The sequence below is a fragment of the Streptomyces uncialis genome (assembly GCF_036250755.1).
Classification (GTDB): Bacteria; Actinomycetota; Actinomycetes; order Streptomycetales; family Streptomycetaceae; genus Streptomyces; species Streptomyces uncialis.
This window is the reverse complement of record NZ_CP109583.1, coordinates 3,614,955-3,639,957: the sequence shown is the minus strand read 5'-3', so window position 1 is coordinate 3,639,957 and position 25,003 is coordinate 3,614,955. Positions and strand designations below refer to the sequence as shown.

21 protein-coding genes are annotated in these 25,003 nt (G+C 71.6%); 8 read left to right on the top strand and 13 right to left on the bottom strand.

Going from position 1 to position 25,003, the window contains the following annotated elements; all coding sequences use genetic code 11:
* Nucleotides 1-312 precede the first annotated feature (312 nt).
* Together OG711_RS14835 and OG711_RS14830 are read left to right on the top strand one after the other, a co-directional pair.
* A complete protein-coding gene (locus OG711_RS14835; RefSeq protein ID WP_073784239.1) occupies nucleotides 313-1,368 on the top strand; it encodes an ATP-binding cassette domain-containing protein in 1,056 nt (351 codons plus the stop codon).
* Entirely contained in the window at nucleotides 1,365-2,216 is an 852-nt protein-coding gene (locus OG711_RS14830) for an ABC transporter permease (RefSeq protein ID WP_073784241.1), read from the top strand. The genes OG711_RS14835 and OG711_RS14830 overlap by 4 nt, the downstream gene beginning before the upstream one ends.
* Nucleotides 2,217-2,252: 36 nt before the next feature.
* On the opposite strand, the gene OG711_RS14825 is transcribed toward OG711_RS14830, so the two are convergent.
* Nucleotides 2,253-2,873, bottom strand: a complete 621-nt coding sequence (locus OG711_RS14825; RefSeq protein WP_329559465.1) for a hypothetical protein — start codon at nucleotides 2,871-2,873, stop codon at nucleotides 2,253-2,255.
* 154 nt (nucleotides 2,874-3,027) lie between these two features.
* Here OG711_RS14825 and OG711_RS14820 point away from each other — a divergent pair, with 154 nt between their 5' ends.
* On the top strand, nucleotides 3,028-3,783 hold the full coding sequence (locus OG711_RS14820; RefSeq protein WP_329559463.1) for a GntR family transcriptional regulator: 756 nt from the start codon (nucleotides 3,028-3,030) through the stop codon (nucleotides 3,781-3,783).
* A 66-nt stretch (nucleotides 3,784-3,849) separates the two neighbouring features.
* On the opposite strand, the gene greA is transcribed toward OG711_RS14820, so the two are convergent.
* Nucleotides 3,850-4,347, bottom strand: coding sequence for a transcription elongation factor GreA (gene greA, locus OG711_RS14815; RefSeq protein WP_073784249.1), 498 nt, complete (start codon nucleotides 4,345-4,347; stop codon nucleotides 3,850-3,852).
* A gap of 288 nt (nucleotides 4,348-4,635) precedes the next feature.
* A complete protein-coding gene (locus OG711_RS14810; RefSeq protein ID WP_329559462.1) occupies nucleotides 4,636-5,040 on the bottom strand; it encodes a DUF4307 domain-containing protein in 405 nt (134 codons plus the stop codon).
* A gap of 126 nt (nucleotides 5,041-5,166) precedes the next feature.
* Between OG711_RS14810 and mca the strand changes: the two genes are divergently transcribed.
* Both mca and OG711_RS14800 read left to right on the top strand, forming a co-directional pair.
* On the top strand, nucleotides 5,167-6,048 hold the full coding sequence (gene mca / locus OG711_RS14805) for a mycothiol conjugate amidase Mca (RefSeq protein ID WP_266508541.1): 882 nt from the start codon (nucleotides 5,167-5,169) through the stop codon (nucleotides 6,046-6,048).
* Nucleotide 6,049: 1 nt separating this feature from the next.
* Nucleotides 6,050-6,286 carry a hypothetical protein gene (locus OG711_RS14800; protein ID WP_073784255.1) on the top strand — a complete coding sequence of 79 codons (237 nt, stop codon included), beginning with the start codon at nucleotides 6,050-6,052 and terminating at the stop codon, nucleotides 6,284-6,286.
* Between the two features lie 160 nt (nucleotides 6,287-6,446).
* On the opposite strand, the gene OG711_RS14795 is transcribed toward OG711_RS14800, so the two are convergent.
* The 3 genes from OG711_RS14795 to OG711_RS14785 form a co-directional block, all read right to left on the bottom strand.
* Nucleotides 6,447-9,647, bottom strand: coding sequence for a tetratricopeptide repeat protein (locus OG711_RS14795; protein ID WP_329559461.1), 3,201 nt, complete (start codon nucleotides 9,645-9,647; stop codon nucleotides 6,447-6,449).
* 1,483 nt (nucleotides 9,648-11,130) lie between these two features.
* A complete protein-coding gene (locus tag OG711_RS14790; RefSeq protein ID WP_073784259.1) occupies nucleotides 11,131-11,961 on the bottom strand; it encodes an ABC transporter permease subunit in 831 nt (276 codons plus the stop codon).
* Nucleotides 11,958-12,905 carry an ABC transporter ATP-binding protein gene (locus OG711_RS14785; protein WP_073784261.1) on the bottom strand — a complete coding sequence of 316 codons (948 nt, stop codon included), beginning with the start codon at nucleotides 12,903-12,905 and terminating at the stop codon, nucleotides 11,958-11,960. Before OG711_RS14785 ends, OG711_RS14790 begins: the two co-directional genes overlap by 4 nt.
* A 345-nt stretch (nucleotides 12,906-13,250) precedes the next feature.
* Between OG711_RS14785 and OG711_RS14780 the strand changes: the two genes are divergently transcribed.
* On the top strand, nucleotides 13,251-14,213 hold the full coding sequence (locus OG711_RS14780; protein WP_266508527.1) for an LnmK family bifunctional acyltransferase/decarboxylase: 963 nt from the start codon (nucleotides 13,251-13,253) through the stop codon (nucleotides 14,211-14,213).
* Nucleotides 14,214-14,274: 61 nt separating this feature from the next.
* On the opposite strand, the gene OG711_RS14775 is transcribed toward OG711_RS14780, so the two are convergent.
* Complete coding sequence (locus tag OG711_RS14775) at nucleotides 14,275-16,092, bottom strand: RICIN domain-containing protein (protein ID WP_329559460.1); 1,818 nt, start codon at nucleotides 16,090-16,092, stop codon at nucleotides 14,275-14,277.
* A 67-nt stretch (nucleotides 16,093-16,159) separates the two neighbouring features.
* Complete coding sequence (locus OG711_RS14770; RefSeq protein ID WP_073784268.1) at nucleotides 16,160-16,879, bottom strand: hypothetical protein; 720 nt, start codon at nucleotides 16,877-16,879, stop codon at nucleotides 16,160-16,162.
* Between the two features lie 409 nt (nucleotides 16,880-17,288).
* Between OG711_RS14770 and OG711_RS14765 the strand changes: the two genes are divergently transcribed.
* Nucleotides 17,289-18,386 carry a hypothetical protein gene (locus OG711_RS14765; protein WP_073784271.1) on the top strand — a complete coding sequence of 366 codons (1,098 nt, stop codon included), beginning with the start codon at nucleotides 17,289-17,291 and terminating at the stop codon, nucleotides 18,384-18,386.
* Between the two features lie 52 nt (nucleotides 18,387-18,438).
* On the top strand, nucleotides 18,439-18,927 hold the full coding sequence (locus OG711_RS14760; protein ID WP_073785505.1) for a hypothetical protein: 489 nt from the start codon (nucleotides 18,439-18,441) through the stop codon (nucleotides 18,925-18,927).
* Nucleotides 18,928-18,995: 68 nt separating this feature from the next.
* On the opposite strand, the gene OG711_RS14755 is transcribed toward OG711_RS14760, so the two are convergent.
* The 5 genes from OG711_RS14755 to OG711_RS14735 form a co-directional block, all read right to left on the bottom strand.
* A complete protein-coding gene (locus OG711_RS14755) occupies nucleotides 18,996-20,522 on the bottom strand; it encodes an NHL domain-containing protein (RefSeq protein WP_329559459.1) in 1,527 nt (508 codons plus the stop codon).
* Between the two features lie 257 nt (nucleotides 20,523-20,779).
* Nucleotides 20,780-21,031: an acyl carrier protein gene (locus OG711_RS14750; RefSeq protein WP_218623230.1), complete on the bottom strand. Its 252-nt coding sequence runs from the start codon at nucleotides 21,029-21,031 to the stop codon at nucleotides 20,780-20,782.
* Nucleotides 21,032-21,133: 102 nt separating this feature from the next.
* Nucleotides 21,134-22,237, bottom strand: a complete 1,104-nt coding sequence (locus tag OG711_RS14745; RefSeq protein ID WP_329559458.1) for an acyltransferase domain-containing protein — start codon at nucleotides 22,235-22,237, stop codon at nucleotides 21,134-21,136.
* A gap of 211 nt (nucleotides 22,238-22,448) precedes the next feature.
* Nucleotides 22,449-23,657, bottom strand: a complete 1,209-nt coding sequence (locus OG711_RS14740; protein ID WP_329559457.1) for a ketosynthase chain-length factor — start codon at nucleotides 23,655-23,657, stop codon at nucleotides 22,449-22,451.
* Nucleotides 23,654-24,925, bottom strand: a complete 1,272-nt coding sequence (locus tag OG711_RS14735; protein WP_266508507.1) for a beta-ketoacyl-[acyl-carrier-protein] synthase family protein — start codon at nucleotides 24,923-24,925, stop codon at nucleotides 23,654-23,656. Before OG711_RS14735 ends, OG711_RS14740 begins: the two co-directional genes overlap by 4 nt.
* Nucleotides 24,926-25,003: the final 78 nt, after the last annotated feature.

Below are 25,003 nucleotides of genomic sequence, written 5' to 3'. Positions count from 1 at the left end.
CCGCACCCGCCCGCACCCATCCCACGCGCCCGCCCGAGCCCATCCCACGCGCCCGCCCCCGCCGGTCCCGGACGCCCGGCCCGCACCCCGTCCTCTCCTCGCCCCGAGGCCCCGTACCGACTTCGGTGAAATCCGTTGAGAGACGCGATACATCGCGTTATGGTGTGGCCTTCGGTCCGCCCGGCGCGGGCCCGAGCCGTCGCTGCCCGGATTCCGCACGGCTGTACATATAGCGACAAATCCGGCAAATTTGACTGTCTTGAACGAGTCGCCCGCCTGCCCGGGGGCGACCGGACCACTGGGAGAAACCACATGCCGGCCGCCATCCACGCGGAAGGTCTCGTGAAGACCTTCGGCGATGTCAGAGCGCTGGACGGGGTCGACCTCGACGTCCCCGAAGGCACCGTCCTCGGCCTGCTCGGCCCGAACGGCGCGGGGAAGACCACCGCGGTGCGCTGTCTGACCACCCTGCTCCGCCCGGACAGCGGCCGCGCGGTCGTCGCGGGCATCGACGTCCTCAAGAACCCCAACGACGTCCGGCGCTCGATCGGCCTCTCCGGCCAGTTCGCCGCCGTCGACGAGTATCTGACCGGCCGCGAGAACCTCCGTATGGTCGGCCAGCTCTACCAGCTGAAGTCGAAGGCCGCCAAGGTCCGCGCCGATGAACTCCTGGAGCGCTTCGGGCTCGCGGACGCCGCCGACCGCACCGCCAAGACGTACTCCGGCGGTATGCGCCGCCGGCTCGACCTCGCCGCCGCGCTCGTCGTCTCCCCGCCCGTGATGTTCATGGACGAGCCGACCACCGGACTCGACCCCCGTAACCGGCTGGCCCTGTGGGAGGTCATCCAGGAACTCGTCGCGGGCGGTACGACGCTGCTGCTCACCACCCAGTACCTGGAGGAGGCCGACCACCTCGCGCACGACATCTGCGTGGTCGACCACGGCAAGGTCATCGCCCGCGGCACCTCCGACCAGCTCAAGGCCCGCACCGGCGGGGAACGCGTCGAGGTCGTCGTCCACGAGCGCGAGCACATGACCACCGCGTCCGGGGTGCTCGCCGCGCTCGGCAAGGGCGAGGTGAGCACCGAGCAGCACACCCGCAAGCTCACCGTCCCGGTCGACGGCGGTGCCAAGCTGCTCGCCGAGGTCATCCGCGAACTCGACTCCCGCGGCATCGAGATCGACGACATCGGACTGCGCCGCCCCACCCTGGACGACGTGTTCCTCTCCCTCACCGGCCACGCGGCCGAGGCCGGTGAGAGCGGCGGCCCCGACTCCCCGCCGAGGCCGGGCGAGGGGCAACGGCCCCGGCTGCCCATGGAACCGGTGACCCCGACCGCCACGACCGACGAGGAGACGGGCCGATGAGCGCAGCGACCGAAACGGTGCGGCCCGCCGCGCCGAAGGGCTCCGGGGGCGTCGTCCAGTCCGTCCGGGACTCCCTGGTGATCGCCCGAAGAAACCTGATCCGGATGACCCGGATCCCCGAGATCGTGCTGTTCGGCCTGATCCAGCCGGTGATGTTCGTCGTCCTGTTCAGCTATGTCTTCGGCGGCTCGGTGAGCGTCGCGGGCGACACCAGCCCGCAGGTGTACCGCGAGTTCCTGATGGCGGGCATCTTCGCGCAGACCGTGACCTTCGCGACGGCCGGCGCGGGCGCCGGGATCGCGGACGACATGCACAAGGGCCTCGTCGACCGCTTCCGCTCGCTGCCCATGTCACGCGGCGCGGTCCTCACCGGCCGCACCCTCGCGGACCTGGTCCAGACGGCGCTCACCGTCGTCGTCCTGGTGGTCGTCGCCCTCCTGGTGGGCTGGCGCGCCCACGAGGGCATCCTGAAGACGCTGGCGGCGTTCGCCCTGCTGCTTCTGCTCGGCTACGCCTTCTCCTGGATCGGCGCCCTGATCGGCCTCTCCGTCCGCACCCCCGAGGCGGCGACCTCGGGCGGGCTGATCTGGCTCTTCCCGGTCACGTTCATCTCGAACGCGTTCGTGGACTCCAGCCAGATGACCCCGTGGCTCCAGCATGTCGCGGACTGGAACCCGTTCAGCGCGACCGTCCAGGCCTGCCGCGAACTCTTCGGCAACCCGGGCGTGGTCGACTCCCCGGCCTGGCCCATGCAGCACCCCGTCTGGGCGTCCCTGATCTGGTCCGTCCTGATCATCGTCGTCTTCCGCACCCTGGCCGTCCGCAAGTACCGCGACGCGGCTTCCTGACGGGAGGGTTCCTCGTCCCTGTGCCCGTCGCTCGGCTCATCGCCGCGCGGCGGGCACACCCGTGTGCAGCTCCACCACGGTCACCTCCGCCAGCCGGACGATGAGCTGCGCGGCCCGTGTCCAGCGGATGCGTTCGTCGCCGTAGAGCACACCGCCGTCCGTCTCCGCGACCGGGAAGGGGAACCCTGGCCGGTAGACCATGCCGTGCACGCCGATCGGTGTGCGGCTCCGGGCGCGCACGGCGGTGCACCCGCCGCGCAGGTACGGGCAGGATCTCGCCGCCTGCGCGGCACACGGGACGCAGAGCGGTGGATGGCTGGTCGTGAGCTCGGCGGCGTCGTGTTCCCCGAGCAGCCACAGCACACCGTCGCCGTCGCGGTCCGCGGCCCGGCCGCAGACCTGGCACAGCAGCCTGCGCATCGCCCGGCGCTGCCGCATCAGATGGACCCGCCCGAACTCCGGCCTGCCCCGTCCGGGACTGACGGACTCCCGCATCCACAGGACGCCGTCACCGTCCCGGTCGTAGGGGGACTCGTCCGCGTAGCCGATGCCCGCGCCCCGGACGATCACGGGCGGCCGCTGCGTCCGCTCGGAACTCCAGGCCGTGATGTACGGGACCAGGTTGGGGTGATGAACCCTATTTGTGAATGACGACATGGCGATCTCTTCTTTCATGAGGACCGTCCGACATCTCTAGAGAACCTCGGATCTCTAGAGATGTCAATTGGCACTCATGGGTCGCAGGGCCTGCCGGAGGTGGGTGTGTTGTTGGCCGTTTAGGATCTCTAGACAGGATCAGGGAGGAGAACGGGTGTCCACAGGTAGCGGTCGCCGACCTAAGTACCAGCTCATCGCTGATGCGCTGCGGGAAGCCATCCGGTCGGGTGCATACGGTCCAGGCGATCGCCTGCCAGGCGAGAACGACCTCATGGCTGAACACCAGGTGGCCCGGATGACCGCGCGCCAGGCACTCGGCGTGCTCCAGAACGAAGGTCTGGCAGAGTCACGTAAAGGTTCAGGTGTCTTCGTTCGAGAGTTTCGACCTGTGCGACGACGCGGGATCACCCGGCTCGCGCGGGACGGGTGGGGGGCCGGGCGGTCCGTGTGGGACGGGGATGTCGGGGAGCGGGAGCTCGTCGTCGATCAGCTCGTCGTGCGGGAGGAACACGCTCCCGCGCATGTGGCGCGGGTACTGGGGCTGGAGGCCGGGGCGGACGTGCTCGCGCGCGGGCGGCGGTTCGTCCTCGACGGGAAACCCGTCCTCCTCGCCACCTCGTACTTTCCGGCCGATCTCGTGGCCGGTTCCGCGATCACCCGGGACGACACCGGACCCGGTGGCAGCTACGCCCGGCTCGCCGAGCTGGGGCACGGGCCTGCCCGGTTCCGGGAGGAGATCCGTTCCCGGATGCCGACCCAGGACGAGGCCGCCCGGCTCGGGCTCGGCTCCGGCACACCCGTGGTGCTGATCTGCCGGACCGCGTTCGGCGCGGACGGGCGGGCCGTCGAGGTGAACGAGATGACGCTCGACTCCGCCGCGTACGTCCTGGAGTACGACTTCGAGGCGTGAGGCGGTGGCCGGGCAACGCGAGGGCCCCGGGAAACGTCGCCCGGGGCCCTCGTACCGTGTGTGGGGTCAGCCTGTGTACGGCTTCGCCGCCAGGACCGTCACCGACGCGAGGTTGCCGTTCGGCAGTTCGTAGCTCGCCACCTCGCCGACCTTCTTGCCGTTGACGCCCTTGCCCAGCGGGGACTGCGGAGAGTACGTCTCGATGTCGGACGTGGCGTACTCACGCGAGGCCATCAGGAAGGTGAGTGTGTCGTCCTTGTCGCCGTCGAAGGCGATCGTGACGACCATGCCGGGCTCGACGATGCCGTCGTCCGGCGGGGTCTCGCCGATCTTCGCGTTCTCCAGGAGCTGGGTGAGCTGGCGCACCCGGAGCTCCTGCTTCCCCTGCTCCTCCTTGGCCGCGTGGTACCCGCCGTTCTCCCGCAGGTCCCCCTCCTCACGAGCCGCCTCGATCTTCTTGGCGATCTCGGTGCGCGCGGGACCAGACAGGTACTCCAGCTCGGCCTTGAGCTGGTTGTACGCCTCCTGCGTAAGCCAGGTGACGCTCTCACTGGTCTGGGTCACAAGGTGCTCCTCGTCGGTACTGGGAATACAAAGCATCGCCCTACCGGGGACAGTGAGCGTCCACGGTCGGGCGAAACCACGAGCCTAACAATTCAGGCGTGGAAGGGGGAGGACATATCGCATCAGACATACGTCAACGCAGGCCGGCGCCGGTATGCGAGCGCAAAGACCCTGAGAAAAGCATGCGCATGCCGAAGCGATGACAAACATGTGCACGTGGGACGGACCCACGGAGCCGGGGGCTCGTGGACGGACCGGTCGCGATCAGCGCGGGGCCGGTACGCCCACCTACGTGTCCGACTCGCAGCCCACCAGTTCGACCGCGGTGGCACGCGCGGTGGTCCGCAAGGTGACCACCTCGTCCACCCGGTCGCTGCGCTGGTCGAACCGGAAGTCCGCGCGGCCCACCTCGGCGCCGTCCTCGGACTGGGCGCGGACGGTGCAGAACCCGCGCGCCTCGGAGTCCTTGCGGACCTCCAGATGCGTCTCGATCGCACGGTCCGAGACCACCTTGAACCGGATCATCTCGCCGCTGAGCGTCTGGCTGGAGATGTATCCGTAACCGATCCAGGTGACCAGCCCGAGCAGACCGGCACCCAGTACGGCGCCGGTGACCCTGAGCCGCCGATCGGTGCGCTCCTCCGCGGAACGGCCGTAGCGGCCCTCCGGCGGTTGCTCACGGACCGCGCTCATGATCGTCCTCCAGGGAGGGGTGACGGGGACAGGGTCCCGGAATTATTCGTCCCCCGTTTCGGTCACTATAGAAGCCGCCCAACGCGCCCCCACATCCGGGCGCCGAATTCGATGAGGTTTCGAGTCTTGACTGAGCAGCTGCGACTCATGGCCGTGCACGCCCACCCGGACGACGAGTCGTCCAAGGGCGCGGCCACCATGGCGAAGTACGTGTCCGAAGGGGTCGACGTGCTGGTGGTGACCTGCACGGGCGGCGAGCGGGGCTCCGTCCTCAACCCCAAGCTCCAGGGTGACCCCTACATCGAGGAGAACATCCACGAGGTCCGCAAGAAGGAGATGGACGAGGCGCGCGAGATCCTCGGCGTCGATCAGGAGTGGCTCGGCTACATCGACTCGGGGCTGCCCGAGGGCGACCCGCTGCCGCCGCTGCCGGAGGGCTGCTTCGCGCTGGAGGACGAGGACGGGGCGGCCGGGCGGCTGGTCCGCAAGATCCGCGCGTTCCGTCCGCAGGTGATCACCACGTACGACGAGAACGGGGGCTACCCGCACCCCGACCACATCATGACCCACAAGATCTCGATGATCGCCTTCGACGGCGCGGGGGACCCGGAGAAGTACCCCGAGGACGACTTCGGGCCCGTGTACCAGCCGCGCAAGCTCTACTACAACCAGGGCTTCAACCGGCCCCGGACCGAGGCGCTGCACCAGGCCCTGCTGGACCGCGGGCTGGAGTCGCCCTACGGGGACTGGCTCAAGCGGTGGGACGAGTTCGAGCGGGTCGAGCGGACGCTGACCACGCACGTCCCGTGCGCGGAGTTCTACGAGATCCGTGACAAGGCGCTGATCGCGCACGCCACACAGATCGACCCCGACGGCGGCTGGTTCCGGGTCCCGATGGACATCCAGAAGGAGGTCTGGCCGACCGAGGAGTACGAGCTCGCGCGGTCGCTGGTCGACACCTCCCTCCCCGAGGACGACCTCTTCGCGGGCATCCGGGACAATGCTTGACATGAGCGTGAGCGTGAGTGTGACCCAGGCCGTCTCGAACCTCGTGCCGCTGGCGGCGGATCTCGACAAGAACAAGGTCACCCCCGGGGTGCTGGGGTTCGTCGTCTTCGCGGTGATGGCCGTCGCCGTGTGGGGGCTGATGAAGTCCATGACCCGGCACATGGGCAAGGTGGACTTCAAGGAGGCCCCCGTGGCGGGGGTGGACGAGGCAGGCCGGGCGTCCGACCCGAAGGCCTGACACCGGGTCCGGTACGGGTGCGGCTGCCGGTGCCGGTGCGGGATGCGCGGTCGCCCCTCGGGGGCGCGGGGAACCGCGCCCCCCTTCGGTACCCGCGCGGGAACAAGTGCGCCCACCGGGGAAGCCCTGGGGCCGCGAGCCGGGGCGATCCGCGCAGGTGTCAGGGCAGGGGTACGCCCATCACCTCGCGGGCGTGCCTGCCCGGGACCATCCCGAGGCGCCATGCCTGCCAGCCCTGCTCCAGCGTGACCCCGCGCTCCAGCAGCAGCCCGTACGTGTCCACGTACTGATCCAGCTTCCCGTCCCGCGCCGGATGTCCGTCGCGCGCGAGCTGTGTCAGTTCCTCCTGGGCGACCGCCGTCCCGATCTCCACCCCGCCGGGTGACGCGTACGGCAGCAGCGTGCAGCGCAGGAACCGCGCCCAGTCCTCCCCGCGGAGGTCCCCGTACCCGGCGAACAGGGCCGCCGCCTCGTCGCACAGGGCCAGCGCCTGCGCCGCGCGGGCGTTGCCCGCGTCGACGACCGCCAGCTCCAGACACGTCCACGCCTCGCCGTGCGCGACCCCGATCCGCTGGAAGTCGGCCCGCGCGTCGACCAGCAGCTGCCGGGCGAAGCCGCTGTTGCGCAGGGAACCGGTCTGCGCGGCCCGCTGGTCGCGGGTGACCCGCGCGCTGTGGTGGCGCGCGCACGCGAGCCCGTACACGTCCCGCATCCGCGAGAACATCGTGCGGGAGCGCTCCAGCTCCCGTACCGCCTGGTCGAGGTCGCCGGTCTCCTCCAGCGCCTGCCCGAGGTAGTACAGCGTCCACGCCTCGCCGCGGGCGTCCTCGTTGTCCCGGTGGCGGGCCCCGGCCTGCCGCAGCCCCTCGGCGGCCTGCGCGGCGTCCCCGGCCACGATCCGGGCGCGCGCCAGCTGGGTCAGTGCCCATGCCTCGCCGCGGGCGTCCCGGGTCCGCCGGTACAGCTCCAGCGCCGCCTTCAGCTCCGTCTCCGCGCGCGGTACGTCCCCCATCCGCAGCCCGCACTGGCCGAGCTGGAAGTGCGCCCACGCCTCGCCGTGCACGGACTCGCCCTCGCGGTGCAGCTCCAGTGCCGTGCCGAGCAGTTCGAGGGCCTCGGCGAGCCGGGCCCGGTCGCGCTCGACGGCGGCCAGCGCGTGCAGGGTCCACGCCCGGTCGGCGGCGAGCGCGTCGGACGCCTGGAGCGCCAGCGCCTCGCGCAGCTTCGCCGCGGCCTCGGTGAGGTTGCCCTGGTGGTGCAGGGTGATCCCCAGCGAGCACAGCGCGCGGGCCACCCCCGCCTCGTGCCGGGCCTCGCGGTACAGGTCGACCACCGAGGTCAGGGTGGTGCGGGCCTTGTCCAGCTCGCCGAGCTGCCGCGCGGCGATACCCGTACGCCACTGCACCGACCGCATCAGCAGCCCCTGGTCGATGGCCTGCGTCAGCTCGTTGATCTCGCCCAGCCGGTAGAGGTCGCCGCGCAGCAGGCAGTAGTCGCACAGCGCGCCCAGCAGGTTCAGCACCGCGCCCTGGTCGACGCCCTCGGCGTGCCGCAGGGTCGCGGTGATGAAGCTGGACTCGTCGTCGAGCCAGCGCAGCGCGTGGTCCAGCGAGGTGAAACCGTGCGGGCCGAACCGGTCGGCCCGGGTCGACATCTTCCCGTCGACCAGCCGGATCACCGAGTCCGCCAGCTCGGCGTAGTTGACGATGAGACGTTCCTGCGCGGCGCCCCGCTCCCCGGGCTCCTCCTCGTCGTGCAGCCGGGCCTGCGCGAAGGCGCGGACCAGGTCGTGGAGGCGGTAGCGGCTGCCGCGCACATGGTCGATGAGTCCGGCGCGGCTCAGCGCCGACAGATGCTTGGCGGCCTCGGTGTCATCGGTGGCGAGGAGGGCCGCCGCGGCGGCGGTGCCGAGCGAGGCGCGGCCGGCCAGGGTGAGCCGCCGCAGCAGCCTGCGGGCCTGGTCGGACTGGTCGGTGTAGCGCAGCCACAGGGCCCGCTCCACGGGGCCGACCGGCCCGTACGCGGCGAGGTCCCCGGCGAGCCGGGGCCGGGTGCGCGGGCCGAGCGCGGAGCCCGCGATCCGCAGCGCCAGCGGGAGCCCGCCGCACAGCCGGGTGATCCGCTCGGTGGCCTCCGCGTCGTACGGCCCCGAGCTGTCCTGCGCGGCGGCGGCGAGCAGTTCCTCGGCGGCGGCCTCGTCCAGCGCCTCCACGGGAAGGTGGTGCACATGGGCGGGCAGGTCGTCGGGCAGGCGCAGCGGGTCCCGGGAGGTGACCAGGACGAGGCTGTCGGAGCGTTCCGGTATCAGGGTGCGGACCTGCTCGGCGTCGCTCGCGTCGTCCAGCACGATGGTGACGGGCAGCCCCGTCAGATGCTGGTGGTACAGCTCGCCGAGCCGCTTCAACTGGCTGTCCTGGGTGGCGCGTTCGCGGAACAGGAGCTGTTCGCGGGGTGCGCCGAGGCGGTTGAGCAGATGCAGCAGGGCGTCCCGGGTGGGCAGCGGCGACTCCTCGGGGTTGTCGCCGCGCAGGTCCACGACGCAGGCGCCGCGGAACTGGTCCTTGAGGTGATGCGCGGCGCGGATCGCGAGGGTGGTGCGGCCGGAGCCGGGGGCGCCGTGCAGGACGACGACCGTCGGCCGGGTCTCGGTGCCCGCGCGGGCGGCGTGCACCCACTGGGCGATCCGGCTCATCGCGGCACGGCGGCCGGTGAACGGGCCCTCCACCGCGGGGAGTTGCGCGAACGACTGCTCCATCACGGTACGGCGGCGGGCCGCGGCGCTCTTGTCGGTGCCGCGCAGCCGCGGGGGCTGCCCCCGGTCACCGCTGCCGCCGGTCGCGGACGCGAGGACGCGCTGCTGGTCGAGGAACGGGCGGATGCCGCGGACCTCCAGGGCGGTCAGCCACTGGAGGCGGAGCTGCTGCGGGCCGCCGGGCTGGCTCAGGGCGCCCTTGCGGCGGCTGGCGGCGGGGAGGTGGGCGGCGGTGACCCTGGCGACGACGGCCGTGGCGGAGGCCACCGCGACGGTCGCCCCCGCGACGGTCGCCACGGAGGCGCTGGTGCCGAGTGCGAGGTCCGCCGCGACCGTCGCGGCGGTGGCCACGGCGGTGACGAGCAGGCCGGTGGCGCCGCCCTCGGCGCGGAAGCGGCCGCCGAAGGTGAGGGTGCCGGCGCCCGCCTCGTCCAGGGACTGGGTGTACGCGGTGTACTCCTGGTCGGCGGTGGCCGCGAGGGTGTCCAGGGCGGTCTTCGCCCGGGTCAGCAGGACCGTGCCGTCGACGCGGCCGCCGGTGCGGCGGACCTCCTCCTCGACGGCTCGGGTCAACAGGTGTTCGGCTTCGGTCCGATGGGTGGGTCGCATGTCATGTCCCCCTTCATGTCTCATGCGTGGTGGTCGCGGATCAAGTGTCCTGCGGGACGCTGCGCCGGGCCATGGGGTGACGGGGGATTCTCCCGCCCACCCGCCCCTTCCGCCTCCGGCGCGGACTCCCGGGACGCCCGACGGGGGCCTCGGTGCGCCGCGGGTCGCCTTCGCCCGCGCCGCCGGGTTCGCCCACCTGAGCCCACTTGTTCCGGTGGGGGTGGTCCGGGGGTGCGCGGTTCCTCGCGCCCCTGGGGCCGCGTCCCTTGCGGTTCCCCTTCGGCTACGGGTTGCACTTGGTTGCTCGCGCAGTTCCTCGCGCCCCTGGGGTTCCACACCTGGACGTACTTGTTCCCGTGCGGGTACTTCGTGGGTGCGCAGTTCCCCGCGCCCCTGGATGCTGCCCCCTTGCGGTCGCTCCCCGGGTGCGGTCCGCCCTCGTCTTCGCGCGGTTCCCCGCGCCCCTTTGGGGCGCCTGTTGCTGTGGCTGCTTCGGTGCGGGTCGGCCGTGTCGCGTTGGGGGCGCTGGATGTTGAGGAAGTGATGGTCTGGCAGAGGAAGGGACGGTCATGGGCGGCTACAAGCGGTGGCGGGACATTCGTGCCGTGCACGTTGCACGGGCCGGTGGGGAGGAAGCCGTCCGGGAGGGCAGGGAAGAGTTGCTCGCGGAGGTGACCGGGGAGCGGCTGGCGGAGCTCCGTCGGGCGAGGGGGCTCACCCAGCAAGACGTGGCGGACCGTATGACCCGCTCCGCCGACCGTCGCACGGCCGGCTACCCGCAACCACCCGCACGGGAACAGGCACGGCCAGGGGCGATGCCCCAGGGGCGCGGGGAACTGCGCACCCACGTCCGTACCTGCACGGGAACAGGTACGTCCAGGTGGGGAACCCTAGGGGCGCGGGGAACTGCGCGAGCGGCCAAGGGTATTGCGCAGCCGAACGGGGAACCGTAAGGGGCGCGACCTCAGGGGCGCGGGGAACTGCGCACCCACGTCCGTACCTGCACGGGAACAGGTACGTCCAGGTGGGGAACCCTAGGGGCGCGGGGAACTGCGCGAGCAACCAGGGGTATTGCGCAGCCGAAGGGGAACCGTAAGGGGCGCAGCCAGGGGCGCGGGGAACTGCACACCCCCGGAGTACCCGCACGGGAACAGGTACGTCCAGGTGGGGAACCCTAGGGGCGCGGGGAACTGCGCGAGCAACCACGGGCGTTGCGCAGCCGAACGGGGAACCGCAAGGGGCGCGACCTCAGGGGCGCGGGGAACTGCGCACCCACGTCCGTACCCGCACGGGAACAAGTACGTCCAGGTGGGGAACCCTGAGGGGCGCGGGGAACTGCGCACCATGAACCACCCGCACGGACGGGAAACGTTCAGGTACGTGTACCCGACGGGTGTGGTGGACGTGCCGTACGCGACGCGACCGCCGGTCCAAGCGCCCCGGTGCGGGGGCTGTGGACCGGCGGTCGCGGCGGGTGGCGGGGTCAGGCGTCGCGGCGCTTGAGGAGGTAGGCCGCGAGGGCGAAGAGGACCGCTGTCCACAGGCACAGGACGCCGAAGCCCTGCCAGGGGGAGAGCAGGTCGTCCGCGCCCTGCTGGGCCTGTCCGATCAGCGGGCCGGCCTCCGTGGGGAGGTAGGCGTTGACGTACTCGCCGACCTTCCCGGGGAGCAGCTGCGCCAGCGGTGCCAGCACGAACACGAACGCGATCACCCCGGTGATCCCGGCCGCCGGGTGCCGGAAGATCGCGCCGATGGTGAGCGCGAACAGGCCGAGCACCGACAGATAGAGCCCACTGCCCACGACGGCGCGGAACACGCCCTCGTCGCCCAGCGAGACCGGGACCTTGCCGTTCAGCATCGCGGCGCCGATGAAGAACGAGAGGAACGCGGCCACGAGGCTGACGCCCAGCACCAGCAGGGAGAACACCGCGGCCTTCGCGGTGAGCATCGGCACCCGCTTCGGCACGGCCAGCAGACTGGCCCGGATCATGCCGGTGGAGTACTCCGACGCGATCACCAGCACACCGAGCACACAGATCGCGAGCTGGCCCACCAGGAAACCGCTGGTGAGGATGACCGCGGCCGGGTCGGCCACGATCAGCGCCCGGTCCGCGGCGCTGGTGTCGTCCCATCCGGCGACCACCAGGCTGACGAGCAGCGCGGTGAAACCGGGGAAGAGGACGAGAAGCAGCGCGAGGGACCAGATGGTGGACCGGACCGACCGGATCTTGGTCCACTCCGACTGCATCAGCTGGAAGAAGCCGGCGCGCCGGGTGTCCGGCGCCGCGACGGTTCCGGCGGTGACGGCGCTCATTCGGCACCTCCCTGCTTCTTGGCGGCGCCACCGGTGCCACCGGTGGCCTCGTACTCCACGCTGTCCCGGGTCAGTTCCATGAACGCCTCCTCCAGCGAACCGCGCTGGCGGACGACCTCGTGCAGCACATGTCCGCCCGCGGCGGCGATCTCGCCGATCCGGCCCGGCTCCATGTCCTCCACGCTGAGCTCACCGGAGTCGAGCAGGGTCACCTTGCCGCCCTCGCGGAGGATCGCCGCCCGCAGCTGCTCGGCGTCGGGGCTGCTCACCAGCACCGACTGCTGGACCTGGTTGCGGTCGATGAACTCCTGCATGGAGCAGTCGGCCACCAGGCGGCCCCGGCCGATGACGATGAGGTGTTCGGCGGTCACCGCCATCTCGTTCATCAGATGGCTGGACACGAAGACGGTCCGGCCCTCGGCGGCCAGGTCCTTCATGAGGTTGCGGATCCAGAGGATGCCCTCCGGGTCGAGTCCGTTGACCGGCTCGTCCAGGATCAGCACCTGCGGGTCGCCGAGCAGCGCGGCGGCGATACCGAGCCGCTGTCCCATACCGAGGGAGAAGCCGCCGGCGCGCTTGCGCGCGACATCCTTCAGTCCGACCAGTTCGAGCACCTGCTCGACGCGCTTGCTGCCGATGCCCTGCGTCTGGGCCAGGCACAGCAGGTGGTTGTAGGCGCTGCGGCCGGTGTGCACGGCCTTGGCCTCCAGCAGCGCGCCGGCCACCCGGAGCGGCTGCGGCAGGTCCTGGTAGTGCCGGCCGCCGATGGTGGCGTCGCCGCCGTCGGGGCGGTCGAGCCCCAGCAGCAGGCGCATGGTGGTCGACTTCCCGGCGCCGTTGGGGCCCAGGAACCCGGTCACCCTGCCCGGCTCGACCGAGAAGGAAAGTTCGGCCACGGCGGTCTTCCCGCCGTACCGTTTGGTCAGGTTCTTGGCTTCAATCATCTGTTTCATCCTGGCTGGTGCCCCTAGAGGTCGAGGGGAAGATGCGCACGGCCGCCCATCGCGCCCGCCGCTGCCGGACTTCGCTGCCCAGGACTTTCACGCTACGGGCGAAGTGCCGTACTTGGCTTCTCCGTTCCTGACCGGCTGTCATGACTCGGGCAAAGCAGCCCTGAAGGTCCACCGGTGCTCGACCGGACCTGCTGGCGGCCCCGTCACCCTGCGGGAGAACCGTTTCCATAAAGGAGCATGCAGAATGGCGGACAAGGGACGGCACGTTGCGCGGATGTATCCGATGCCGGGCGGTTCCCGGCGCTCGCGGAGCCGGACGGCCTCCCGGGGGCGGTCATGACCACCTATGCCGCTCCGCCCGCCCAGGCCGGACGTCCGCCGTACGTCAGGAGCCGGGACGACTGGTTCGAGCGCGTCGAGCTGATCACCCCCGCGATGTGCGGACCGAACTCGCTGTTCATCGGTCAGCTCGGGGACTGGACCTGGGACGCGGTGGGCGCCTCCTGCGGAATCAACCCGTACACGGCGGCCGACCCCGAGGGCAATCCCGTCTACCTGTCCTTCGCCTACTTCCGCGTCCGGGCCGACAGCGGGCTGAGCGCCGAGGAACTGACCTTCGGCGACCGGCTGCGGGTCCGCTCGAAGGTGGTCTCCTCCGGCGGCGACTCACTGCTGACGATGCATCAGGTCACCCGGGACGGCGACGGGGCCGCGCGCGGTCCCGCCCCCGGCGTGGACGGCTTCTTCCGCTACGACACCCCCGGCTGCATCCATGTGGAGAACTTCAACCGCTGGATTCAGCGCTCCGGCCATGACACCAACCACGGGCTGCGACGGGCGACCCCCGCAAACTTCCGCTCCGACCATCTGGAGCGGGTCCCCGACGCGCACTCGCCCCGGCGGGTATGGGCCGACGCGCGCAAGGCGTCCGGCTTCCGGACCCCCGCCGAACCGGCCCCGCAGGCGGGGCTCGTGCTGAACTACCAGGTGAGCGCGAGCCGCGACCTGAACGGGGTCGGCCTGCTGTACTTCGCGTCGTACTTCTCGATCGTCGACTGGGCCGTGCTCTCCCTGTGGCGCAGCCTCGGCCGGCCGGCCCGCAGCTTCCTGGGCCGCCGGGTGCTGGACAGACAGCTGTGCTTCCTCGCGAACGCCAACGCCGACGACGTCCTCGACATCGAGGTCACGTCCCACTGGGACACCGCCGGGACGGACGTGGTGGATGTGACGCTGCGCCGCCAGGACGGCGGCCTGCTGGCGGTGTCGCGCCAGCGCATCGCCCACGACCCGCACGCGTAGGCCGGGCCCCGGCAGGCGGAAGGCCCGCCGCTCCGTCAGAGGGCGCGGCGGACCTCCGGGGTCACCGGGTCCTGAAGCGGCGGAAGAGGTTCCGGGCCACGTACACCCCGGGGCCGCCGAAGCCGACGAGGTCGAGGCGTCCGTCGCCGGTGATGTCGGCGAGGAAGCGCGGGTGGCGGCCGACCCGCCAGCTGCCCGCGTCCTCGCCGTACCCGAATCCGCGGCACACCAGCCGGGCCTGGTCGAACAGGCCGCCGCCGAGGCCGTGCGACACCCAGACGCCCTCGTCACCGAAGCCGACGATGTCCGGGACGCCGTCGCCGGTGAGGTCGGCGAGGAGCCGCAGGTGCTTTTCGCCGCTCCACCCCTGGGCGGTCCCGAAGTCGTTCAGGACGAGCTGCGCGGGCCCGAACGTACCGTCGCCGAGTCCGCGTGACACGACGACGCCCTGCGGTCCGAACCCGACGAGGTCCGGCGCTCCGCCGGTGGTGGCCCCGACCAGGAACCGGGGGTGCTCCCGGACCGAGCTCCATCCCTGGTCGACGCCGAAGTCGTCGAGGGTGTACAGCGGTTCCGCGAACGTCCCTTCCTCGTCCTGGAGGGAGATCCAGACGCCGTCGTCGTGGCAGCCGACGAGGTCGAGCCTGCCGTCGCCGGTGGTGTCCGCGAGGAACCGGGGGTGCTTGTCGGCGAGCCAGCCACCTGCCTTCTCGTGGTGGCCGAACGCCCGCAGAACGGGTTCCTCGGGGAGCGGCGCGAACTTTCCTTCCTCGTCCTGGAGGGAGATCCAGACGCCGTCGTCGTGGCAGCCGACGAGGTCGAGCCTGCCGTCACCGGTGGTGTCCGCGAGGAACCGGGGATGCTTCTCCGCGAGCCAGCCGCCCGCCTGCTGACCATGACCGAACGCCTTGAGGGCCGGTGCGCCGCCCGGGGCCGCGAACGCCCCGCCCTCGTCCCGGGGGGACACCCGGACACCGTCGGCGGCGAGCACGACGACATCGGGGCTGCCGTCGCCCGTCGTGTCCACGAGGGTCCACAGGTCCGCGGGATCGCGGGCGGGCGGCGGCTGGTGCAGGACGCGTTCGTCGTCGAACGTCCCGTCGCCCCTGGCACCCGAAACCACCGCCCCCTTCGCGGGTTTGAGTCCGACGATGTCCGCCCGGCCCGCTCCCGTGTCGGCGAGGAACCGTGTGTCGGCCCCGCCCCACCAGCCCGGCTGCCCGCCGGGGGAGTGGCCGGCCGCGTCGCTCTTCCAGCCGCCGGCGTCCTGGTCGCTCCCGAACCCCTCCAGGACCAGCAGCAGGTCGCTGAAGGAGGGCGTCGCGTCGGGGGCCGGGCGCAGCGCGGCCGACCGCGCCAGCCGCCAGGACCGGCGGCCGTTCCAGTGGCTCAGCTGAGCCCAGCGCAGCACGGGGTCGCTGACGCGTTCGGGCGCGGCCGGGACGAACCGCCACCACTGGCTCTCCGCGCTGTCGTCGTGCTCGCGCAGGACGATCCGGGTGTCGTCCCCGCCGGGCTCGGCGAGGTCGAGAACGGCTCCGTCGACCGCGCCCTCGATGAAGTAGAGGCCCGCTTCGCCCTCGACGGGGACGATGTGCCACTGCTGGCCCTTCCGGCCCGCGGTGGCCTGCCACTGGCGGACGCCCCGGTCGGCGGCGGCCGGGTTGTCGAGCACCTTGCCGCTGTCCGCGTTGCGGATCACGTACACCTGGTCGTCCTGCGCGGGGGCGAGCCGCCACTGATCCGGGCGCGGGCCGTCGTCGGGGAAGTCGCGGACGACGAGCGCGCCGTCCGCGCCCGGCGCGGCCCTGGCGCCGAGGGGCTTCCCCGTGGCGGCGTTGACGATCTCCAGCTTCAGTTCTTCCGTGGGCACGGGCATCGTGGTGCCTCTTCCAGGCGGTACGGGCGTGGGCTCGGGACGGGTGCGGCGCCGCGGGGGCCGCGGATCACGTGAAGACGTGGTGGTACGGGACGTTCCACTCGCTGGGCAGCCTCGGGTAGAACGTGTTGATGACCGTCCCGGTGAAGTCCCCGCCCCAGTTGTAGGTGAGACGCGCCTCGCTCTCGGCCGTCACCGCGTGGTCCTTGAACCCGAGGATGGCGTCGGGGTGGGTGATCGGCACGAAGGTGATCCCGCCCCACGGCGTCACCGTGACGACCCAGAGCTGGGTGTCCTCGGGTGCGCCGTTCTTCCCGCGCCACTTCTCGCCGACCTTGCCGGGGAGGCCGACCTGGACGGTGTCGGCCGTGCTCTTGGGCGCGTCCTGGTGGACGCTGACACGCCGGCGCTGCGGCTTCGGGGCGCCGTCGTCGCCGCGCCCGGCCTCGGCCTCGCCCGCGACGGCGGGCTTGGGTGACACCTGGCCCGCGGCGCTCTCGATGTAGTAGAGCGGGCGCTGCCCGAAGAAGCCGCCGGGGGTGATGTACCAGAGGTGGCCCTGCGCCTCCTTGGTGGCCGGGTCGAGCGCGGTGGCCAGCTTGACCCCCTTGTCGTGGCTCTCCTCCTTCAGCTCGGCGGGCCGCAGATAGCCGCCGTTGAAGGCATGGACGAGCATGACCGGTCGGCTCTCGACCAGCGCCGCCACGATGGCGTTGTCGTAGCTGTTCACCGCCACCGGTCCGCCGACCACCAAATTCGCCATCGCCGTGCGTTCCTGGGTGTACATCGCGGAAACCTCACCTGATTCTTGATATGGAGAACAACGCGCCGGGCGCTCGGGGCTGCATTGTCCTCAAGGGTCACCGCAAGCCCGAGCGCGCTCGTTCGAAAAGGCGCCGGGAAGCGAATGGATGACCGGATCGAATACCTTCGTCCACGGCGACGGCCGAGGTCGCGACACTTGCGGACGCGACTGTCGGAAGATCCTCGACCGGGTGATCGCCGACGGTTCAAAGTACCTGTGACCAAGGGTAGTTGGGGTGCCTCCGGGTCTCTGTCACCCGATTGAGCGTCATGCCCGCAGGCGCTCGTCCGGGCAATGCGCACCGTGCTAGCTTCGGATTTCGGAACGTGCGCAGATTTCTGTTTCCGCTTCACCGAGCGCGGTTCGACCGGAATTAGTCGAGGACGGGGAAATGCCTTCCAACGCGTACAACCTGGAACGGTCCAAGCGTCAGCCGCTGACGAAGAGGAACCTGCGGGAACTCAACATCGAGCAGACCTGGCAGTCGGTCCTGGACCACCCTGACCTGGTCTATGTCGACGACTACGGTGTGCGGCACAAACCCGTCGGGTTCTCTGTGAACAAGTCGAGCTTCGGCGCTTTCCCCGGGACCGCGTCCAAACTCGGCTGGCTCGCCTATATGAACCTCGGGGAGCCGCTGATCGAGGAGCGGCGCAACATCAGCCAGCCTCCGCCCGACACCTTCTCGTCGCGCACCTACGTCAACCGCAGCCAGGTGTCCCCGATGACCTTCACCGACTCGGTCGAGTTCACCGTGTCGAACGAGGTCACCTGGTCGCTCCAGGGGCAGGCCCAGCTCACCTTCGGCGGCAGCGTCAGCGCGGAGCTCCAGCTCCAGTTGCAGAGCCAGCTCCAGATGGCCCTCCAGACGCAGCTCGGGGCGCAGCTCCAGAACGACATGGAGAACAAGAACACGACCACGGTGACCAACCTGAACAGCAAGGACAACATGGGGGTGAACAACGAGAACGCCACCGAGACGGGCGTGAAGAACTCGGCGACGAACTCCGTGGCGAACTCGATCGCGAACTCGGTGGCGTTCACGACCCAGGGCAGCGCCACCGGCACCGCACAGGTCAACGCCCAGCTGGCGCTGGGCATCACGGCCTCCGTCGGCGGCACCCTGACCACCAGCTGGGCCTCGAACTCGCAGATCTCCGGCGAGGTCCCGCCGGGCTCCCGGGTGGAGACCATCGTCACCCAGCGGCGTACCCGCAAGCAGTACTCGTACGAGATCCCGGTGAGCTTCTCCGGGTTGCTCGCGGTGATGTACGACGTGCCGGTGGCGGTCCTGTCCCCTCCGCAGCCCGGCCACCATCCCGGTCTCGACCGGCTGGTCGCCCGCGACATCGGCGATGTCGGACTGGCGGGCGGCGGCTTCCGGATGAAGGGGCTGGCCGAGGTCGTGTCCGCCCTGGAGGTCCACCACACGATGTTCGACGGCGAGAGCCTGACGGACAGCCCACGAGCGCCGCACAAGCAGCCCTGACCGGGCGGGCGGACACGCGGCGCCGCCGCGACGACGACAAGGGATGACGACCATGGTGTTCGACAACATCTTCGGCTTCGCGGGCAAGGGCGCGGGGCTCTTCTCGGTGACCACCGACGCCGCCAGGCCGCAGCCGGGGGCGGGCATCGACTTCGAGGACGCCGAGGACGACACGTACGACGACACGAGCACGAGCCTGTTCAACAGCGCGATCCACGGTGCCTCCGCCCGGGCGAAGATCGTGCGGGAGGAGTCGCCCGAGGCACGGGCGGTCCTCGGCTTCCTCGGCTCCTTCATCCGGACCACCCAGGCGTCCGCCGGTGAGCAGGCCCAGTACGCCCAGGATCCCGGCTCGGTGTCCGCGGCGGCGTCCGCCGGGATGCGGGAGTCCAGCGCGACGGTGACGGAGCACAGCGGCCTCCAGAAGAACGAGGACCTGGAGAGCGAGCCGAAGAAGAGCGACTACACCAAGCCTCCCAAGGCCCCGGAGGCACCCAAGGCGGCCAAACCGGCCGCCGAGGAGCCGTCCGGTTCCGAATAGCGGCCGGTTCCGCGGAGTTCGCGGGTTCCGAGGGGTCAGGGGCGTCCGCGCCCCTGACCCCTCGTGCGTCACACAGGGAGCAGCTGCCACTGCCTGTCCCGGTGGTCGCCCTCCGCCCCGTGCTGCTTGATCACCGTGCGGGCCGTGGTGTCGGCGCGCAGGAGCAGACCGCTGTTCCGGTTGGCGATCTCGTACACCCGCTGGGTGCCGGTCGCGGGGCCGACCGGGATCAGCCGCCAGTGCTGGTGGCGCGCGTCCCCGCCCTCGTAGGCGCGTTGCGCGACCACCGCCCCGGCGGCCTCCTGCGCTCCGACGACCTCCAGGACCTTGCCGCTGCGCACGTTCTCGATCGTGTACAGGACGTCGCCGTTGTCCTGGCCCGCCACGACCAGCCGCCACCGCTGGTGGGCCCTGGGAGCGGGGAGGGACTGGTGGATCTCGGCCCCGTCCTTGACGGACTCGCGCTGGACCGCCATCCGCAGTTTGCTCCGGACGTTGGCCCACGAGACCACCGTGCCCGAGCCGGGCAGCCCGGCCATCTTCGGCGATGCGATCTTCCGGACCCGGTTGTTGCTGTGGTCGGCGATGTGAAGTGCGTCGACACAGTCCACGGCGACCCCGTAGGGCTGGTTCAGCTGGGCCGATGCCGCCGGGGCGTCGTCCCCGGCGAATCCCGCGGTGCCGGTGCCCGCCACCGTACCGATCTTCCCGTCGGTGGTGATCCGCCGGACCCGCTGGTTGCGGAGGTCGGGGACGTAGAGGGTGCCGGTGCTGTCGAACATCACCCCCACCGGGAAGTTCAGCTGGGCCGATGCCGCCGGACCGCCGTCACCCCCGAACCCCGCTGCCCCCGTCCCGGCGACAGTGCTGATCTTGCCGTCGGCGGTGACCTTCCGGATCCGGTGGTTGTCGGCGTCGGCGATGTAGACGTCGCCCGCGCTGTCCACCGCCACTCCGTACGGACGGTTCAGCTGAGCGGACACCGCCGGACCCCCGTCGCCCCTGAATCCGCCGACCCCGCTGCCCGCGAACGTACTGATCTTCCCGTCGGTGGTGATCCGCCGGACCCGCTGGTTGTGGTACTCGGTGACGTAGAGGACGCCTGTGCTGTCCACCGCGATCCCCAGGGGGAGGTTCAACTGTGCCGCGGTGGCCGGGCCGTTGTCGCCCCTGAAGCCCGCGACGCCCGTCCCGGCGACAGTGCTGATCTTGCCGTCGGCGGTGACTTTCCGGATCCGGTGGTTGTTGGCATCGACGATGTAGACGTCGCCCGCGCTGTCCACCGCGACCCCGCGCGGGCAGTTCAGCTGGGCCGGGAGGGCGGGGCCGCCGTCCCCTCGGTAGCCCGCGGTGCCGGTGCCCGCGACCGTGCTGATCCTCCCGTCGGTCGTGATCCTCCGGACCCGGTGGCCGCTGTAGTCGGAGAAGTACAGGGTGCCGGTGCTGTCCATCGCGATCCCGTACGGACGGTTCAACTGAGCCGCGCCCGCGGGCCCGTCGTCACCGGCGGACCCCGCGACCCCGGTCCCCGCGATCGTGCTGATCGGAGGGGCGGGGGGTTCGCCGTCCGTGGCTGCCGTCTGGGTAGTGCTCATCGTCATCCTTGCGTCGGTAACTGACCGCTCGCTACGGGCGGTTGTCGGTTGACTTCAGCAAGTCATAGGAGCTGTCCGGGGGACAAGGTCACTTACGGGTGCTTCCCTTGGACCGTGATTGACGGCACCCGCGGTGCATGGCCTCTGCCGGGCGTCTGACCAGGCCGTACGTCATTCGCCCAGGGTCGGTACCGGTCCGGCGGTCACGCCACGGGACACCAGTCCGAACCCGTGACGCGAACTGCCGTCGGCCCGGTTCAGGCCGCCGGGAGCCGGGCGTTGACGAAGTCGACCAGCTCCCTCGGGGTCCTGACCCGGCCCAGGTCGTCCTCCGCGATCTCGACGCCGTAGTCGCGCTTGATGCGGCTGTGTGTCTCCAGCAGCGCGAGCGAGTCGTACCCGTGCTCGTCGAAGAGCCGGTCGGGCGCCTGCTCGAACGACAGCCAGTCGCCCTCCCAGACATGCTGACGCATGATGTCCTCCAGCTCCCGCAAGGTGATCGGCTGCACGGCTTGTCCCTCTCTCCTGGCCGGTCGGGTCGTCCTGAGCGTGCGGTTCGCGGCTGGAGGGCCGCTCGAAGCCGGACGGAAGGTCCCGGGGACGGGACCGGACTACGGTGCGGTCAGGCCCAGTCGGGCGAGCGCGGTGGTGAAGTGTTCGGCCTCGCGGTCCGGCCCCGACGCGGGCGGGCCGAGCAGCGACAGCACCTCGCAACGGCCGGAGCGGACGTCCCGCAGCTGCCGGGCGAGGGTCGTCAGCCCCTGGCCCGGACCGCACTCGACCAGCAGCCGGGGCCCGTCCGCGACCAGCGTTTCGAGCGCGGGCCAGAACAGCACCGGGTCCACCGGATGCCGGGCCCAGTACGAGGGGTCGACGGCCTCGGCGTCGGTCAGGCGTTCCGCGGTGTACCCCGACACCATCGTGATCCGCGGAGCCCGCGCGGGCAGGGCCGCCAGCAGCGGGCGGGCCGCGTCGACCACCGGCTGGAGCACCGTGCTGTGGAAGGGCGCCACGGACTGGACCCGCGCCCAGCGGAACCCGACCTCGCGCAAGGCGTCCAGCGTTTCTCCCAGCGGTTCGTCCGCACCGGCGATCACCGTCTGCCGGGGGGCGTTGACCGCGCCGATGTCCACCCCGGGCCGTAGATACGGCTCGATCTCCGCCCGGGTGGCCGCGACCGCCGCCATACCGCCCGCCGGCGCGCTGTCGAGCCTTCCGATCCGGTGGCAGACGATCCGCGCGGCGTCGCCCAGGTCGAAGACCCCGGCCAGGGCGGCGGCGGCCATCTCGCCGACGCTGTGCCCGAGCATGACCGCCGGTTCCAGCCCCCGGTCCATCAGCACCCTGCCGAGCGCGTGATCGAGGGCGAAGAGCAGCGGCTGGGAGCGGCGGAAGTGGTGGATGGGGAGGCGGGGCCCGGCGGCGAGCCAGTCGGAGCGCAGCTCGTCCCCGGCCGTCCCCATGGCCCGGAACACCTCGTCTACGGCCGCCGTGAACGCGGGCAGGTCCCGGTACAGTCCGGTGCCCATGCCCTGGTACTGGGCACCCTGTCCGGGCATCAGCAGGGCGGGCGGCAGTGCCCCGGGGGCGTCGTCCGGGGCTCGCGGCTCCTCCCGGGGCAGCTGCTCCACCGGGGATACCGGCTCGTCCCCGGGCTGTCGCCCGCCGGTGGGGACCGACTCGCGGTCGGCGGTCCGGGTGTCCGGCGTCGGCATGCTGCGGCCTTTCTGCGTGGCGGCCCGTGGGCCGACGGACGGGACGGCGTCCCACGGGGCGGGGCCGGCCGCGAGGCCACCGGGCGTCGGGCGTCGAAGCGCTCGCCCGGTGGGCCGGGCGTCGTGGGGGACGGGCGCGGGAAGCGCGGTGGCCGGTACGCGCGGGTGCGCCCTGGGAGCCCCGCGGGTCCCGGCCCGAACCGGCGGACGGCTACGGGCGCAGCACCATCGCGGAGTTGAAGCCGCCCCGGCCACGGGCGATCACCAGTGCCGGGCCCGGCTGCCAGGGCCGGGGCTCGTCCAGGACCAGATCGAGCCGGGAACCGGCGGCGACCGTGCGCACATTGACCGTCGGCGGGATCAGCCCGTCGCGCATCGCCAGCAGGGCGCACGCCAGGTCGGCCGGGGCGCCGCCGGAGCTCATCCGGCCGGTCATCGTCTTGGGCGCGGTGACCGGCACCCCGCCCGGACCGAACACGGCCTCGATGGCCTCGGCCTCGACCTGGTCGGCCTCCGGGGTGCCCGAGCCGTCGGCGAAGACGACACCGATGTCGCAGGCGCCGATCCCGGCGTCCGCGAGCGCCGTCTCGACGGCGCGCCGCACCCCCGGTTCACCGCCGTGCCGGGCGGCGGCGTCGAACGTCGCGCCGTATCCCGCGATCTCGCCGTAGACCCGGGCGCCGCGGGCGCGGGCGGCCCCCGCGTCCTCCGTGACGAGGATGGCGCCGCCCTCACCGGGGACGTGTCCCTGGGCGCGTACGTCGAAGGGGAGGTAGGCGGTCCGCGGGTCGTCTCCGGTGCTCAGGCCCCCGCCACTCATGCGCGACACCCAGCCGTACGGGCAGAACGAGCTGTCGACGCCCCCGGAGACGACGAGCCGGGCGCCCTTGCGGATGTTGCGCCGGGCCTGGGCCACGGAGTCGAGCCCGCCCGCCTGGTCGCTGACGACGACACCGGCGGGGCCGCGCAGCGAGTGCCTGATGGAGATCTGGCCGGTGTTGACGGCGTAGAACCAGGCGAAGGACATATACACGCTGACGTGCTCGGGGCCCTCGGTCCAGAGCTTGTCGAGCTCCCGCTGGCCGTACTCGAAACCGCCGAACGCCCCGGCCGTCGTCACGCCCATGTCGGTGCTGTCGTAGGTGCCGGGTTCCAGCCGGGCGTCCGCGAACGCCCAGTCGGAGGCGGCGAGGGCGATCTGGGTCATCCGGTCGGTCTGCGGGATGAGGCGGCTGGGGAGGTGGTCGGCGGGGTCGAAGCCGGTGAGCTCGCCGCCCAGCCGGGCCGGGTAGCCGCTCACGTCGAAGCGCTGGACGGCGCCGATGCCCGACTCACCGCGCAGCGTCGCCGACCAGAACTCCTCCGTGCCGAGGCCGTTCGGCGCCACGACACCGATTCCCGTGATGGCGGTCGTCGTCATTTCGAGCTCCTGCCGGGACGGGCGAGGACCATGGCGCTCTGGAAGCCGCCGAAGCCGCTGCCGACGTTGAGGACGGCGTCCACGCGCAGTTCGCGGGCGTGGAGCGGCACATAGTCGAGGTCGAGTTCCGGGTCCGGCTCGTGGAGGTTGGCCGTGGGCGGGATGAGGCCCTGGTCGATGGCGAGCGCGCACGCGGCGATCTCGATGGAGCCGATGGCGCCGAGCGAGTGCCCGATCATGGACTTGATGGAGCTGACCGGGGTGTCGTAGGCGTGCGGGCCGAGTGCCCTCTTCAGCGCGGCGGTCTCGTGCCGGTCGTTCTGCTTGGTGGCCGTGCCGTGGGCGCTGACGTAGTCGATGGCCTCGGCGGGCAGCCCGCTCTCGGCGAGTGCCGCGCTGATGGCGGCGGCCATCTCGGCGCCGTCGGGCTTCAGTCCGGTCATGTGGTACGCGTTGGTGCGTGAGGCGTACCCGGTGATCTCCGCGTAGATCCGGGCGTCCCGGGCGCGGGCGTGCTCCTCGGATTCGAGGACCAGCACCGCGGCGCCCTCGCCGAGGACGAAGCCGTTGCGGGTGCGGTCGAAGGGGCGCAGCGCGGTGGCCGCCTCCCCGTTGTTCGGCGAGGTCGCCTTGATCGCGTCGAAGCACGCCACGGTGATGGGGGAGATGGGGGCGTCGGTGCCGCCGGCCAGCATCACATCGGCGGAACCCTCCCTGATCAGGTCGGCCGCGTGGCCCACGGCGTCGAGGCCCGAGGTGCACCCGGCCGAGACCACGGTGACCGGGCCCTGGGCGTTGACCTCCCGGGCCAGCTCGGCGGCCATGGACCCCGGCATGTAGTGGTCGTACAGATGCGGGTCGGCGTAGGTGTGGTCGAGGGACCACCGCCGGCCGCTGTCGCTGAGGACCAGGTACTCCGACTCCAGCTTGCAGGTGGCACCGGTCGCGGTGCCGAGACTGACGCCCACCCGGGTGGGGTCGAACCGGCCCGGCTCCAGGCCGCTGTCGGTGACCGACTCCCGGGCGCCGACCAGGGCGAACTGGGCGGCCCGGTCCAGCCGCCGTATCTCGCGGTGCGACAGCCCGGACTGCACCGGGTCGAAGTCGACCTCGGCGGCGATCCGCGACCGGAAGGCCGCCGCGTCGAACGCGGTGATCCGCCGGGTCGCCGTGCGCCCCGAGGTGATCGTCTGCCAGAACGCCTTGGTACCCGTCCCACCGGGCGCCACGACCCCGAGCCCGGTGATCACAACCCTCCGGCCGCTCATCGCGACACCGCCACTCTGGACCTCGCAACCCGCATGCTTCTCGACTCCTGCCTTCGTGTTCGGCACAGACCTCCCTGG